The organism is Acidovorax sp. FJL06 (assembly GCF_003852545.1).
GTDB lineage: Bacteria > Pseudomonadota > Gammaproteobacteria > Burkholderiales > Burkholderiaceae_C > Acidovorax.
This window is the reverse complement of sequence record NZ_QAJR01000010.1, coordinates 128,183-141,288: the sequence shown is the minus strand read 5'-3', so window position 1 is coordinate 141,288 and position 13,106 is coordinate 128,183. Positions and strand designations below refer to the sequence as shown.

At 69.9% G+C, this 13,106-nt stretch carries 10 protein-coding genes; 3 read left to right on the top strand and 7 right to left on the bottom strand.

Features of this window, described 5'->3' with window-relative positions; all coding sequences use genetic code 11:
* Positions 1 to 59: 59 nt before the first annotated feature.
* On the bottom strand, positions 60 to 836 hold the full coding sequence (locus DBV10_RS06160) for a 1-acyl-sn-glycerol-3-phosphate acyltransferase (RefSeq protein WP_124511631.1): 777 nt from the start codon (positions 834 to 836) through the stop codon (positions 60 to 62).
* Positions 837 to 912: 76 nt separating this feature from the next.
* A complete protein-coding gene (locus DBV10_RS06155; protein WP_233589817.1) occupies positions 913 to 1,824 on the bottom strand; it encodes an AraC family transcriptional regulator in 912 nt (303 codons plus the stop codon).
* Between the two features lie 75 nt (positions 1,825 to 1,899).
* Between DBV10_RS06155 and DBV10_RS06150 the strand changes: the two genes are divergently transcribed.
* Positions 1,900 to 3,342 (top strand): cytochrome P450, encoded by a 1,443-nt coding sequence (locus DBV10_RS06150; RefSeq protein ID WP_233589816.1) that lies wholly within the window; start codon positions 1,900 to 1,902, stop codon positions 3,340 to 3,342.
* A 42-nt stretch (positions 3,343 to 3,384) separates the two neighbouring features.
* Here the strand turns inward: DBV10_RS06150 and mtgA are convergent, their stop codons facing one another.
* The 4 genes from mtgA to DBV10_RS06130 form a co-directional block, all read right to left on the bottom strand.
* Positions 3,385 to 4,119 carry a monofunctional biosynthetic peptidoglycan transglycosylase gene (gene mtgA, locus DBV10_RS06145; RefSeq protein ID WP_124511627.1) on the bottom strand — a complete coding sequence of 245 codons (735 nt, stop codon included), beginning with the start codon at positions 4,117 to 4,119 and terminating at the stop codon, positions 3,385 to 3,387.
* A 167-nt stretch (positions 4,120 to 4,286) separates the two neighbouring features.
* A complete protein-coding gene (gene aroE / locus DBV10_RS06140) occupies positions 4,287 to 5,126 on the bottom strand; it encodes a shikimate dehydrogenase (protein WP_124511625.1) in 840 nt (279 codons plus the stop codon).
* 45 nt (positions 5,127 to 5,171) lie between these two features.
* Positions 5,172 to 6,032 (bottom strand): energy transducer TonB, encoded by an 861-nt coding sequence (locus tag DBV10_RS06135; RefSeq protein WP_124511624.1) that lies wholly within the window; start codon positions 6,030 to 6,032, stop codon positions 5,172 to 5,174.
* A 24-nt stretch (positions 6,033 to 6,056) separates the two neighbouring features.
* Entirely contained in the window at positions 6,057 to 8,135 is a 2,079-nt protein-coding gene (locus DBV10_RS06130) for an RNB domain-containing ribonuclease (protein WP_124511623.1), read from the bottom strand.
* A gap of 162 nt (positions 8,136 to 8,297) precedes the next feature.
* Here DBV10_RS06130 and DBV10_RS06125 point away from each other — a divergent pair, with 162 nt between their 5' ends.
* The gene (locus tag DBV10_RS06125) at positions 8,298 to 9,911 is read left to right on the top strand and encodes a Wzy polymerase domain-containing protein (RefSeq protein WP_124511622.1); all 1,614 of its coding nucleotides are present in this window, start codon (positions 8,298 to 8,300) and stop codon (positions 9,909 to 9,911) included.
* Between the two features lie 24 nt (positions 9,912 to 9,935).
* Here the strand turns inward: DBV10_RS06125 and DBV10_RS06120 are convergent, their stop codons facing one another.
* Positions 9,936 to 10,520 carry a YqiA/YcfP family alpha/beta fold hydrolase gene (locus DBV10_RS06120; RefSeq protein ID WP_124511620.1) on the bottom strand — a complete coding sequence of 195 codons (585 nt, stop codon included), beginning with the start codon at positions 10,518 to 10,520 and terminating at the stop codon, positions 9,936 to 9,938.
* Positions 10,521 to 10,650: 130 nt separating this feature from the next.
* Here DBV10_RS06120 and DBV10_RS06115 point away from each other — a divergent pair, with 130 nt between their 5' ends.
* Complete coding sequence (locus DBV10_RS06115; RefSeq protein ID WP_124511618.1) at positions 10,651 to 13,089, top strand: serine/threonine protein kinase; 2,439 nt, start codon at positions 10,651 to 10,653, stop codon at positions 13,087 to 13,089.
* Positions 13,090 to 13,106: the final 17 nt, after the last annotated feature.

Sequence of the window (13,106 nt, the reverse complement as noted above, 5' to 3'; positions counted from 1 at the left end):
CAATGACGCGTCCCCCCGGGGGGCAGCGATACGCGAAGCGATGAGCGTGGGGGCCATATTCAGACTTCCCTCAAGGCGATCACCGCGCGGCGTGCGCGATCCAGGAAGGGGCGGCGTTCTTCACCCGCTTCCAGATGGATCGGCGCGCCAAAGGTCACCGAGCACAGGATGGGCACGGGCACCACTTCGCCCTTGGGCATCACGCGCTGCACGTTGTTGATCCAGGCGGGCACCAGCACCACCTGCGGGAACATCTGGGCCAGCTTGAACAGACCGGATTTGAACGACTGCGGCTCGTCGCCGTGGCCGCGCGTGCCCTCGGGGAAGATCACGATGGAGTCGCCGCTGGCCAGCGCCCGCACCAGCGGTGCCAGCGGGTCGGATTCGGGCAGGGCGGCGCGCAGTTCTTCGGGCGTGGGCGCACGCGGTGGCGCTTCGGGCGAGGGGTCGGGGCCGCCCGCCATGGCGGTGTCGGCGTCAGCAGACGCGGTGGCCGTGGCGCCGGTCACCGCGCCCACGGGGCCGGCAGCCACAGGGGCGGGCGGGCGCGCGGGCGTGGCCTGGCGGTCCACATACACGGCGTTGAACACGGCGGTAGTGATCCACTGCCGGAACGGCGTCTTGGTCCAGTAGTCCTTGGCGGCGATGGGCCGGGTGATGCTGCGCAGCTCCTCGGGCAGCGCGGCCCAGATCAGCACCATGTCGGCGTGGCTCTGGTGGTTGGCGAAATAGATGCGCTGCTCGGCCTTGGGCGGGCAGCCGTACCAGCGGGCCTGGGAGCCGGTCAGAAACCGCACGATCCCCAGCAGGATAAAACTCATCAACTTGGCAAGCATGGGGCGGATCATACGGGGCGGTATGGCCTGCGCCGCCCAGCGTCGTGGCGGGCCGCCACAGCGCCACAGCGCCCGTCTACACCCAGATGCGGTACGCCCAGAACGCCTCGTCGCCGTAGATGCCGTCGTACAGCGCCTGCGGCGCGTAGCCGGTGATGCGCCGCGTGACGCGGCACAGGTGCGACTGGTCCGAAAACCCCGCGCCTGCGGCCACGTCGGCCCATTTGACGGAGCCTTGTGCCGCATCCGCCGCGATGGTGTCGAAGAACGCCTGCTCGGCCTTGCCGAAGCCGCGCAGCTCGCGCAGCGGCAGCCCGGCCCAGCGCTTGATGCGCCGCTCCAGCTGGCGCAGGCTGCGGCCGGGGGCCGACAGGGCGGCGCGCTGCGCCAGGTGCGCAGCCCAGTCGCCATAGCGCTGTGTGGGCAGCGCCTGGGCGGGGCGGCAGGCCTGCCAGCGGGGTTCCAGAAATTCTTCCAGGCACTGCATGCGGGCCGCGTTGTCGGGCAGGTTCTGCACCGCCTCGCACAGGTCCAGCCAGTCGGGGGGCAGCAGGGTGCGTGCGTCCACCATGCGGTCGGCCAAGGCGCCCGGGTCCACGCCGGTGAGCTGGTGCAGCGCGTCGGGCATGAACATCACCATCATGGCGTGCGTGGGCTCGGCGCAGAAGCTGGACGTGGGGCGGGTCTGCGGGCCCGCCAGCACCCAGCGGCCGGGGTAGGCCTCGCGCGGGCTGTGCACCGTGGCCATGGTGTCGGGGCGCTCGGCCACCAGGGCCACGCTGCGGCCTTCAAACCACCAGCTCAGGCTGCACAGGGGCGATGCGGGAAAGCGGTTGATGCGCTGCGCGTCGCTGAGCGGGTAGCCCACCGTGCTGCGCGCCATGGCGGCGCGCAGGCAGGCCGTGAGGCTGGCGCGCGGCAGCCACAGCTCGCCCGAAGGGATCAACCCGGCGGGGTGCCGTGGGGAGGGTGGGGCCAAGCGTGCCATGGGGCGCGAGTGTAGGCGACGGGCCCTGTCGCAATCGTTCAATACCGCAGTGCTGCTGCGCTGCAGCATGCGGGCATGAACCCAACGACCACCACAACGCCTCCCGCTGACGCGCCTTCCATTCAACCCCTGGCGGCCCGGCCAAGCGGCCCGCGCAACCGCTGGTGGGGCCTGCCGCTGCTGCGCGCCATGCGGGCCGACTACCTGGGCTTTGTCACCCGGCTGCGGCACGAGCATGGCGACCTCACCCGCATGCGCCTGGGGTACGAAGATGCGTGGGACCTGATGCACCCCGACCTGGTGCGCGAGGCGCTCATCACCCATGCCGACCAGCTCATCCGTTGGGAGCGCGGCATCGCGGTGTTCGAGCAGGTGTTTGGCCAGAGCGTGCTGGTGACCGAGGGCGCCACCTGGCAGCGCCAGCGCCGCATGCTGATGCCCGCCTTCACCCCCAAGCGCGTGGCGGGCTATGCGCAGCTGATGACCGATGCCGCCCGCCGCGCGCTCGACGCCGCCGTGCCCCCCGGCCAGCCCGGTGCGCAGGTGGCCGTGGACACGCTGTGGACGGATGTGGCCATGGACGTGATCCTGCGCACGCTGTTCAGCACCGCTGCGCAGGGCGACGCGCGCGAGGCGGCCTGGGCCACGCAGACGCTGGGGGCCACGGCCTACCAGGAGATGTTCATGCCCTTCACGCTGCCCGACTGGCTGCCCCTGCCCGGCAAGGCGGCCAAGCGGCGCGCGATCCGGTCGTTGAAAGGGCTGGTGTGGCGCCACATCCACGCCCGCCAAGCCGAAGAAGCACCAGCGCCCGATGCCCCGGCGCGCACGGACCTGCTGCACATGCTGCTGGCCCTGCGCGACGAGCAAACCGGCGAGGCCTTGTCTGCGCAGGAGGTGTTCGACCAGTGCGTCGTCAGCTTCCAGGCCGGGCACGAAACCAGCGCCACGACCTTGCTGTGGTGGACCCTGCTCATGGCCCGGCACCCCGAAGCCGCCCAGCGCGCCCAGGCCGAGGTCGATGCCGTGCTGCAGGGCGGAACGCCCGGCCCCGAGCATGTGGCCCAGCTGCCCTGGCTGGGCGCCACGCTGAAGGAAGCGCTGCGCCTGTACCCCCCGGTTTCCGCGCTGATGAGCCGGCGCATCACCGCCCCCATCACGCTGGGTGGGGTGGACGTGCCCCAGGGTGCCATGCTGCGCATCACCCCCTGGGTGCTGCACCGCGATGCGCGCTGGTTCGCCGAGCCAGATTGCTTCCGGCCCGAGCGGTTCCTGGACGGCGCGCCGCCCATCCCCCGGGGCGCCTGGATCCCGTTCGGCCTGGGCCCGCGCGTGTGCATTGGGCAGCATTTTGCGATGTTGGAGATGACGCTGCTGGCGGCCATGCTGCTGCAGCGGTACACGGTGCGGTTGCCGACTGGGGGCGCGGTGGGAGCGCCAAGGCTGCAGGTGACGCTGCGGCCGGACGGGGCGTCTGCGCTGTGGCTGCAGCGGCGCGAGGCGCAGCCAAGGCCGTGAACAGCGCCAGTGTGCGGTGGGCGGCGCTGCCGGTGGCCGGTGTCAGGGCAGTTCTGCACCGCTCATCCGCCCCAGGATCGTGCGCGTGCGCCCCGCCAGGTAGGCCGACCCGGGCGTCTTTTCGAAGCGCTTGGGCGCAGGCAGCATCACCGCCAGGCGGGCGGCCTCGGCGGCGCTCAGGCGGCTGGCGCTTTTGCGGAAGTAGTGCTGCGCGGCGGCCTCGGCGCCGAACACGCCTTCGCCCCATTCCACGTTGTTGAGGTAGATCTCCAGGATGCGCTGCTTGGAGAGCAAGCGCTCCAGCGCCAGGGTGAGCACAAATTCCTGCCCCTTGCGCAGCAGGGTGCGCTCGCCCGACAGCAGCAGGTTCTTGGCCAGCTGCTGGGTGATGGTGGAGCCGCCCCGGATCTTGGCCGCGCGCACCGGGCGGTCGGGGGCGCGGGCCTGGGCCTTGTTGGCCTGGGCTTCGGCCTTGGCATTGCGCTCCCAGGCCTTTTCGATGGCGTTCCAGTCCACGCCGTCGTGGTTGACGAAACCATCGTCCTCCGAGGCGATCACGGCGCGCTTGAGGTGGTCGGAGATGCCGGCATAGGGCACCCACTGCTGGCGCCAGGGCACATGGCCCGTGGTGGCGAGCAGGGTCCAGGCTTCGGAGCGCTGGAAGGTGGTGGAATCGGGGTTGAGCACCGCCATGGTGGCGATGCGCAGCACGAAGAACAGCTGCAGCGCCACCAGGGCGAGCAGCACGAGGCCCAGCCAGCGCAGCACGGCTTTCATGGCGGCGTGTCTCCTGGTGTGTGGTGTTGCTTGTGAGTGGGCATGCACCTACCAGAACCGTTCACGCTGAGCGGGTCGAAGCGCCGCGCGAGGCTTCGGCAAGCCTGTCCTGAGCCTGTCGAAGGGCTCAGCCCGAACGGTGCTGCAAGGTCATGCCGACTCATCGTTCAGGTGGCCTGCTGCATTTCGGCCAGCACCTGGGCCGAGGGCGGGCGCACGCCGCGCCACAGCAAAAAGGCCTCGGCCGCCTGTTCCACCAGCATGCCCAGGCCGTCGCGTGGTACGGCGCCATGGTGGCGCGCCCAGTCCAGAAACCCCTGGGCGGCGGGGCCGTACATCATGTCGTAGGCCAGGCTGCCCGGGCGCAGCACGGTGGCGGGCACGGGCACGCCGGCGCCCGCCAGGCTGCTGGCCGTGGCGTTGATGATGATGTCGAAATTGCGGCCTACGGCTTGTGGCTCTTGCGCTATCAGCTCTGCTTTTTGTAGCGTTGCAAGGGCGCTGTGGGATTGCACCAGCGCCTGCGCCTTGGCCAGGGTGCGGTTGGCCACGGTGATGTGGCGCGCCCCGGCCAGCAGCAGCGGGCCCAGCACGCCGGCGGCGGCGCCCCCTGCGCCCACCAGCAGCACATCGCGCCCGGCCAGCGGCACACCGGCGTTGCGGGTGATGTCGGCCACCAGGCCCAGGCCGTCGGTGTTGTCGGCGTACAGGCTGCCGTCGGCGCGGAAGGTGAGGGTGTTGGCCGCGCCCGCCAGCTGCACGCGTGCGCTGCATTCGGAGGCCAGGCCGGGCACCTCGGTCTTGAAGGGGACGGTGACGTTGCAGCCGTGTCCGCCTTCGGCTGCGAACGCGCGCACGCCCTGGGCAAAGCCGTCCATGGGCACCAGGCGGCGTTCGTAGGCGATGGGTTCGCCCGTCAGTTCGGCAAAACGGGTGTGGATGGCGGGCGAGCGGCTGTGGGCCACGGGGTTGCCCATCACGCAGTACAGGTCGGGGGTTTGGCTCATGACAAAAGCTTGTGCGGGTGGCCCCGCGCGGGGCCGCGCCGGGAACTACCGGACGGTGGTTTCTAGGGTCTGGTCGCGGGTGAACTTGAAGCGCGCCACCATGGCGATCTGGTCGGCCTTCTTGCGCATGTCGTTGCCGAAGCTGCCGAAAGGCCCGGCGGCACGGGCGATGGCCTCGGCGCGGCGGTCCAGGGTGCTGTTGCCCGAGCCTTGCACGATTTCGGTGCCCAGCACGCGGCCGTCGTGGTTGACGGTGACGATCATGGTCAGCTCGCCATACAGCTTGCGGCCGGCCTGCTCTGGGAAGTTCTCGGTGCCCTTGTCCTCGACCTTGCGGCGCAGTGCGTCGTAGTACACGGCATAGGCCTCTTCGCGCGTGGCGGGGCTGATGTAGCGCTTCTTGGGGCGCGAGTTTTCTTCGTTGATGCGCTTTTCGATCTCGGCCAGCAGCTTGACGAGCTGGCGGCGCTTTTCCTGTTCGTTGGCCTGGTCGGCGCTCTGGCTCGCCTTGCGCGGGTCGGGCTCGGGCATGGTGGCCAGCTGCTTGCGCAACTGGGCCAGCATCTGGGCCTGCTGCTCCTGCATCGCGTCCATCTTGCGCTGCGCGTCTTCGTAATCGTCACCCACGGCCGTGAGGGCCGTGTAGGGCAAGGGGCTGGTGGCGCGGCCCTTCTCGGCATCGCCGCCGCCCGCCAGGTTGGCCTGGGCAATCGCCTGGGCCTTGTCGGGGCGCTCGTTCGATTTGGCGTTGACCAGGATGACTTCGAGCGGCGTGTCCTGGAACACGCGGTTGAAGCCCTCGGGGTCGATAAAACGCACCGAGATGAGTGCGGCGTGCACAGCCACCGAAACGCCCAGCGCGAGCTGCAGCGTGCTGAAGGTGCGGAGGAAGGCGGGGAGTTTCATCGCCGGTGATTATCAGGGGCTGGATCAGGGTGCGGGGGCGGCCGCAGCGGTTTCGGCGGGCGCTTCGTTCACGTCCACCGCAATGGCAATCGGCCCGGCCACGGTGTCGTCGTCTTCCTCGGCGTCCTCCACCGGCCCGTCGTCGCTGCTGTCGGCCGGGTCGTCCAGGCGCTCGATCACGGTGCCGTGGATGTCCAGCGTGATCTCGTCCACCTCGCCCAGTTTCACCTTCAGGCGCGCGCCGCGCGGCAGGTTCTGCGCGCCCAGCACGGGGAAGACCAGCGGAATGTCGTCCGCCCGCACCAAAAAGCTGCCGCCCGGGCCTTCCTTGAACACGGTGGCGTTCAGCTCGGTGATGCCGTTTTGCTCCACGTATTTGAGCGTCCAGAAGCGTTCCATGCCGGCCTGGTAGCCGTTGTAGGCGCTGTAGGCGGCGTCAAAGCTGCTGATGATGGAGAACAGGTCGGCGTCCTTGGGCTTGAAGGGCGCGGCCAGCGCGGCCGTCTTGCCGTGGCGCGCGCAGGCAATGATCTGCCACTGGTTGACCAGGTCGGTGTAGCGGCGCAGGGGCGAGGTGGCCCACGAATAGGCTTTGACGCCGATGCCCGCATGCGGCAGCGCCTTGGTGCCCATGCGCACCTTCACGCCCGGCGCCATGCTGGCCTGGCTGCGGTAGATGCCGGGCACGCCCAGCTCGGCCATCCAGCTGCCCCAGGTGCTGTTGGCCACGATCATGGCCTCGGCCACGATCAGGTCAAGCGGCGCGCCGCGCTGGCGCACGCTGATCTGCACCTGCTCGCCGCCCGTGGGCTCGGCGCCGTTGTTGCCCACGAGGCGGAAGTTGTAGTCCGGCCGGTTGAAGTTCTCGGGCTTGCCGCGCACGACTTCGCGGCGGGCCTTGAGGTCCTTGGCCAGGCGGTGCAAAAGGGATAGCTGGGGGCGCAGGTCAGACAGGCGCTGCGGGTCGTTTTGATGCTCAAACGCCGGGTTGCTGAGCCATTCCTCCGTCACCACGCTGTCGAGCTGGTCGTGGCGCAGGTTGGCCGCCACGTGCACGCGCTCGAGCTTGGTCTCGGAGCCCTTGAACTCCAGCGTGGCTTCGTCGATGGTCACATACAGCGACACGGCTGGGTTGGCACGGCCTTCGTCCAGCGTGTAGGTCTGCACCACGTCGTCGGGCAGCATGGTGATCTTGTAGCCCGGCATGTACACCGTGGACAGGCGCGCACGGCCCAACTGGTCGATGGCGCTGCCGGGCTGGATGGCCAGGCCGGGCGCCGCGATGTGGATGCCCAGCACCACGGTGCCGGTGCCCAGGCCCTGGACGGACAGCGCATCGTCGATTTCAGTGGTCTGCGAGTCGTCGATGGAGTACGCCTGCGCGGTGGACAGCGGCAGCTCGTCGGCAATGACGGGCGCCGTGACGGCCGGGAAGCCCGTGCCCTTGGGGAAGTTCTCGAACAGGAAGCGTTTCCAGTGGAACTGGTAGGCCGAGTCGATGGCGCCGGCCTTTTGCAGCAGGTCCAGCGGCGCGGTGTGCGTGGCGCGGCTGGCGTCGACCACGGCCTTGTATTCGGGCGCGTTCTTGTCGGGCTTGAACAGGATCTTGTAGAGCTGGTCGCGGATGGGCTGCGGGCATTCGCCCCGGCCCAGTTGCGCGGCCCACTCGTCGATCTGCGCGAGGAGGGCCTTTTTCTTCTCGATGGCGGCCAGCGCCTGCTGCAGGATCTCGGCCGAGGCCTTCTTGAAGCGGCCCTTGCCCGCGCGGCGGAAGTAGTGCGGCGCGTCGTACAGGCGGAACAGCGCGCCCGCCTGCTGGGCCAGCGTGGCGTTGTCGGAGAAGTAGTCGCGCGCCAGGTCGGCAAAGCCGAATTCGTCTTCGGGCGCGAACTCCCAGGCCAGGTCCAGCTCGATGGTCTCGGCCACGGCCTGGGCCTGGGCGATGAGTTCGGCCGGGGCGGGTTTTTCGAACTTCAGAAGGATGTGGGCGGCCTTGACCTTGACCCGCTTGCCCGAATCGAGCTCGACCTGGGCGGATGTGTCGGCTTCCGACAGGATACGGCCGGCCATGAATTTGCCGGCTTCTTCAAACAGTGCATGCATGGCGGGGATTGTCCCATGGAGCCACGGCCCCTCCCGGTACACCCCGGCGCTGCCCTCGGGCTCCTGGCCCCGCCGTGCCGGCACAGCCAGCCCCTATGATGCGCAGCACCCTGGCGGCGCTGCCCAACCGCTGCATGCATCCGTACCGATTGAGTGAGCCCCATGCTTTTTGATGCCGTTGCCGCACCGCTGTTTCTGGTGGCCCTGACGCTGCCGTTTGTGTTCGGCTACACCCAGCCCCCCAGCTCCAACTTCTGGCCCGTGATGGCCTCCTGGGCCTGCGGCCTGGTCATGCTGCTGCTGTGGTGGTGGCGCAGCCGGCGTGCGGGTGGTGGCGTGGCGCAACAGCCTGTGGGCGGGGCGGACGGGCGCGTGTTCATCGGCACCCAACTGGCTGCCGGGCTGTTGCTGGCGGGGCTGCTGGGCAGCGTCATCGGGCTGGTGCAGTATTTTGCGGGGGATGTGGGGCTGTCGCCCTGGGTGCAGGCGTCCACGCCGGGCCAGGCGATTGGCAACCTGCGCCAGCGCAACCAGCAGGCATCGTTGCTGAGCCTGGGGGTCTGGGCCCTGCTGTGGATCCTGGCGCAGATCCAGGCGCGGCTGGATGCCGGGGGCAAGTCCGCGCTGGTGCAAGAGGTCTTGCTGGGCGGGGGGCGGCCCTGGCCCTCGTGGCTGGTGGGGCTGCTGCTGGCCTGGGGGCTCACGCTGCTGGCCACGGCCAGCGCGGCCACGGCCTCGCGCACGGGGGCCGCGCAGTGGCTGCTGGTGGTGGGCCTGCTGGTGCTCTGGCGGGGCAGTAGCGGCCGCGTGGCGCTGGGGCTCTCGCTGGCGGGGGTCTTGCTGTACGCCGCCGCCGCCTGGCTGCTGCCCCGCCTGCTGCTGGACTGGACCGGGTTCACCACCGATGGCCTGTTCACGCGCATCCTGGGCGACGAGCAGGGGTGCAACAGCCGCCGCGTTCTCTGGACGAATGTGCTCTACCTGATCGCACAAAAGCCGTGGCTGGGCTGGGGCTGGGGCGAGCTGGACTATGCGCACTACGTCACCCTGTTCCCCGGTGAGCGGTTTTGCGTGCTGCTCGACAACGCCCACAACCTGCCCCTGCAACTGGCCGTGGAACTGGGCCTGCCGGTGGCGGGGCTGGTGTGCGCCACGCTGGGCGTCTGGGTGGCGCGTGCCAAACCCTGGCGCGAAACGGACCCGGTGCGCCAGCTCGCCTGGGGCATCCTGGCCATCGTCGGTGTGCACAGCCTGCTGGAGTTTCCCCTGTGGTACGGCCCTTTCCAGGTGGTCACCGTACTGGCCGTGGCCCTGCTGTGGCAGGGCGCGCTGCCGCGCTGGGCGGCGCTGCCGGCCGTGAAAGCGGCCGCGGCCATCGCTTTGGCGGGCGCGGTGGCGCTGGGCGGGGCGGTGGCCTGGGACTACTACCGGGTCAGCCTGCTGTACCGGCCCCTGCCGCTGCGGCCCGCCGCCTACCGGGACGACACGGCGGCCAAGGTCTCCAACACCGTGTTCTTCTCGGACCAGGTGGACTTTGCGCTCTTGACCACCACCCCGATCACGCGCGAGACGGCGCCGCAGGTGCATGTCCTGGCCACGGCGCTGCTGCACTTCTCGCCCGAGCCCCGCGTCATCGAGGCCATGATCGAAAGCGCCGTGCTGCTGGGCCGGGACGACGAGGCCGCCTTCCACATGAAGCGCTACCGCATTGCCTACCCGGGGGAATACGAGCGCTGGAAGGGGGCTGGCCGCGCAGGGGCTTCGCGGGCGCCGTAGGTGTTTTCTGCCGGAGGCCGGTGTTCAGGCCAGGTCCAGGAACGCCGCCACCTGCGGCAGGTAGTCCGCAAAATTGCCGAGCGCATGGTCCCCGTCCTCCTGCACGATCTGCCGGGCCTCGGGGTAGCGCGCCGCCATCTCGCGCCAGTCGAGCACTTCGTCGCCCTGGGCGATGATGGCCAGCTCCGGGGCGGCCGGTGGGCGGCCACGCATGTCCAGGGCCTGCAGTTCAGCGATGTATTCGGGCAGAAAAAAGAAACGCTCCTCCGGGTTCTGCCAGGTGGTCTGCTCGCCGATGTAGCGGGCCAGGTCGCGGGCCGGGTCCACGGCGGGGTTCAGCATCACGCTGGGGCAGCGCGCCTGCTGGGCCACCCAGCTGGCGTAGAACCCGCCCAGCGACGACCCGACCACGGCCATGGCCGCGCGGGGCCAGTCGGCAATGCCTTGCGCCACCAGCGCCATAGCCGCCTGCGGGGAGGGGGGCAATTGCGGGCACCAGAAGGTGGCGGCCGGGTGGTGCCGGGCCACATGGGCCGCCATCAGGCGGGCCTTGGCCGACAGGGGCGAGGACCGAAAGCCGTGCAGGTACAGAAGGTGGGTGGTGGTCATCGGACAGGGGAAAAACGCGGGGCAGGGGAATCACTGCTCCAGAGAGGGCTTTGCAGGCATAAGATATGTGGTATCAAATCGTAACCACAAGGCGCCATGCCGCACGGCGCCTTGATTTGCCACCTGCACCATGCCCGATTTTGCCCCGCTCTCCACCACCCGACGTTGGGCGCTCGGACCGGGCGACAAGCCTCCCGCCACGCTGGGCCGGTTTGAGCTGAAAAAGCAGCTGGGCCGGGGCGCCCAGGCCACGGTCTGGCTGGCGGTGGACCCGCGCCTGCAGCGCGAGGTGGCCATCAAGCTCATGCGTCCGCTGCAGGACCAGGACCCGTCGGTGCTGGAGCAGTGGCTGCGCGAGGCGCGCCACGTGGGGCGCCTGGCCCACCCATACATCGTGCCGGTGTTCGAGGCCGACGTGCAGGGCCTGCAGCCCTACATCGTGTTCGAGTACGTGCCCGGCCGCACGCTGGCCGAGCACCTGGCCCAGCAGGGGCGGTGCACGCCGCACGATGCCGTGGCGCTGATGGTGGATGTGCTCGACGGCCTGCAGGCGGCCCACCAGGCGGGCATCGTGCACCGCGACCTCAAGCCCTCCAACATCATGGTCGATGCCCACCGCCACGCGCGGGTGATGGACTTTGGCCTGGCCGCCCCCGTGCAGGCCGAACCCGATGCGCAACTGGCCAGCGGCACGCCCGCCTACATGGCCCCGGAGGCCGCCGCAGGCGCCGCGCCCGCCCCGGCGATGGATGTGTATTCCGCGGCGCTGGTGCTGATCGAGCTGCTCACGGGGCGGCCGCTCATTCACCAGAAGGACACCTGGCAGGCGCTGTACCGCATTGCCAACGAGGGCCTGGCGCTGCCCGATGACCTGGGGCCGGGCGTGGACGACGGCCTGCGCGCCATCCTGCAGCGGGGCATGGCGCGCGACCCCGGCCAGCGCTTTGCGTCGGCGGCAGAGTTCCGGGATGCGCTGCGCGCCTGGGCGGCCCCGGCGAGCGCCCCCACGGCGGCGAGCAATGCCACGCTGGATTTCTTGCTGCGGCGCATGCGCCACAAGAGCGATTTCCCGGCGCTGTCGGACTCGGTGGCCCGCATCCAGCATGTGGCCAACTCGGAAGACGACAGCATCAGCGACCTCACGCACGAGATCCTCAAGGACGTGGCGCTGACCAACAAGCTGCTGCGCCTGGTCAACAGCGTGCATTTCGCGCATGCCAGCCGGGGCACCATCAGCACGGTGTCGCGCGCGGTGAGCCTGGTGGGCTTCAACGCGGTGCGCAACATGGCGCTGAGCCTGGTGCTGCTGGACCACATGCAGGACAGGCAGCACGCGAGCCAGATGCGCGAGGAGTTTCTGCGCGCCATGATGGCCGGCTCGGTGGCGGCCGAGTTGTGCGGGGCGGGCCAGTCCACCGAAGAGGCCTTCATCGGCGCCATGTTCCAGAACCTGGGGCGCATGCTGTGCGAGTTCTATTTTCCCGAGGAGGCCCGGCAGGTGCGCAGCCTGTTGGCCTCGGGGCGCATGGAGGGGGGCGAGGAATCGGCCGCCCTGCAGGTGCTGGGGCTGGGGTTCGAGGACCTGGGCGTGGGCGTGGCCCGCGTCTGGGGCTTGCCCGAGAGCCTGCAGCGCTGCATGCGCAAGCCGCTGGGTTCGCCCACGCAGCACGCGCCCGAGCAGGGCGTGGAGCGCCTGCGCTGGGCCGCCATGGCCGCCAACGAGGTGGCCAGCACGCTGCTGTTTGGCGAGCCCGCCCAGATGGAGGCCCAGTTGGGCCAGGTCGGCACCCGGTACGCGCGCACGCTGGCCCTGTCGGCCGACGCCATTGCCGAGGCCACCCTGCGTGCGCGCCACAAGCTGGTGGCGCTGGCCGAGGCGCTGGACCTGCGGGTGGCGCCCGACACCCCCGCCGCGCGGCTGCTGCGGCTGCCGCAGCCGGCCGGCATCCCGGCGGCGCCCGAGGATGCCCTGGGCTCGCACGAGCTGCGCGCCAGCGAAACCCCGCCCCTGCCCGCCGTGCTCGAATCCCAGGCGGGGGGCGCGGTGTCGGTGGCGCAGGTCAACGAAGTGCTGGCGGCGGGCATCCAGGACATCACGAATGCCATGGTCGAGAGCTTCCAGCTCAACGACGTGCTGCGCATGATCCTGGAGACCATGTTCCGTGCGCTGGGTTTTCGGCGCATGGTGTTTTGCCTGCGCGATGCCAAGACGGAGGTGCTGACCGGCCGTTTTGGCCTGGGCGAGGGCAGCGAGGCCGCCGTGCGCGCCATGAAGGTACCTCTCAAGGCCCAGGGCGACCTGTTTGCCGCCGTGTGCCTGCGTGGCGCCGACACGCTGATCAACGACGCCACCGAGCCGCGCATGCAGGCTCGCCTGCCGCCGTGGTACCGCACGGGGCTCAATGCCCCCTCGTTCCTGCTGCTGCCGCTGCAGATCAAGGGCCAGCCTTTTGCCTTGATCTATGCCGACCAGTCGGTGGCAGGCGGCATCGTGGTGGACGACAAGGCCCTGGGCCTGCTGCGCACCCTGCGCAACCAGGCGGTGATGGCTTTCCGGCAGGCGGGGTGACGGCCATCCGATAATCG

Coding starts and splice junctions, on each gene's coding strand:
- DBV10_RS06155 (WP_233589817.1), bottom strand. CDS start 1,824: ATGGCACGCTTGGCCCCACCCTCCCCACGGCACCCCGCCGGGTTGATC.
- DBV10_RS06115 (WP_124511618.1), top strand. CDS start 10,651: ATGCCCGATTTTGCCCCGCTCTCCACCACCCGACGTTGGGCGCTCGGA.
- DBV10_RS06160 (WP_124511631.1), bottom strand. CDS start 836: ATGCTTGCCAAGTTGATGAGTTTTATCCTGCTGGGGATCGTGCGGTTT.
- mtgA (WP_124511627.1), bottom strand. CDS start 4,119: ATGAAAGCCGTGCTGCGCTGGCTGGGCCTCGTGCTGCTCGCCCTGGTG.
- DBV10_RS06125 (WP_124511622.1), top strand. CDS start 8,298: ATGCTTTTTGATGCCGTTGCCGCACCGCTGTTTCTGGTGGCCCTGACG.
- aroE (WP_124511625.1), bottom strand. CDS start 5,126: ATGAGCCAAACCCCCGACCTGTACTGCGTGATGGGCAACCCCGTGGCC.
- DBV10_RS06120 (WP_124511620.1), bottom strand. CDS start 10,520: ATGACCACCACCCACCTTCTGTACCTGCACGGCTTTCGGTCCTCGCCC.
- DBV10_RS06135 (WP_124511624.1), bottom strand. CDS start 6,032: ATGAAACTCCCCGCCTTCCTCCGCACCTTCAGCACGCTGCAGCTCGCG.
- DBV10_RS06150 (WP_233589816.1), top strand. CDS start 1,900: ATGAACCCAACGACCACCACAACGCCTCCCGCTGACGCGCCTTCCATT.
- DBV10_RS06130 (WP_124511623.1), bottom strand. CDS start 8,135: ATGCATGCACTGTTTGAAGAAGCCGGCAAATTCATGGCCGGCCGTATC.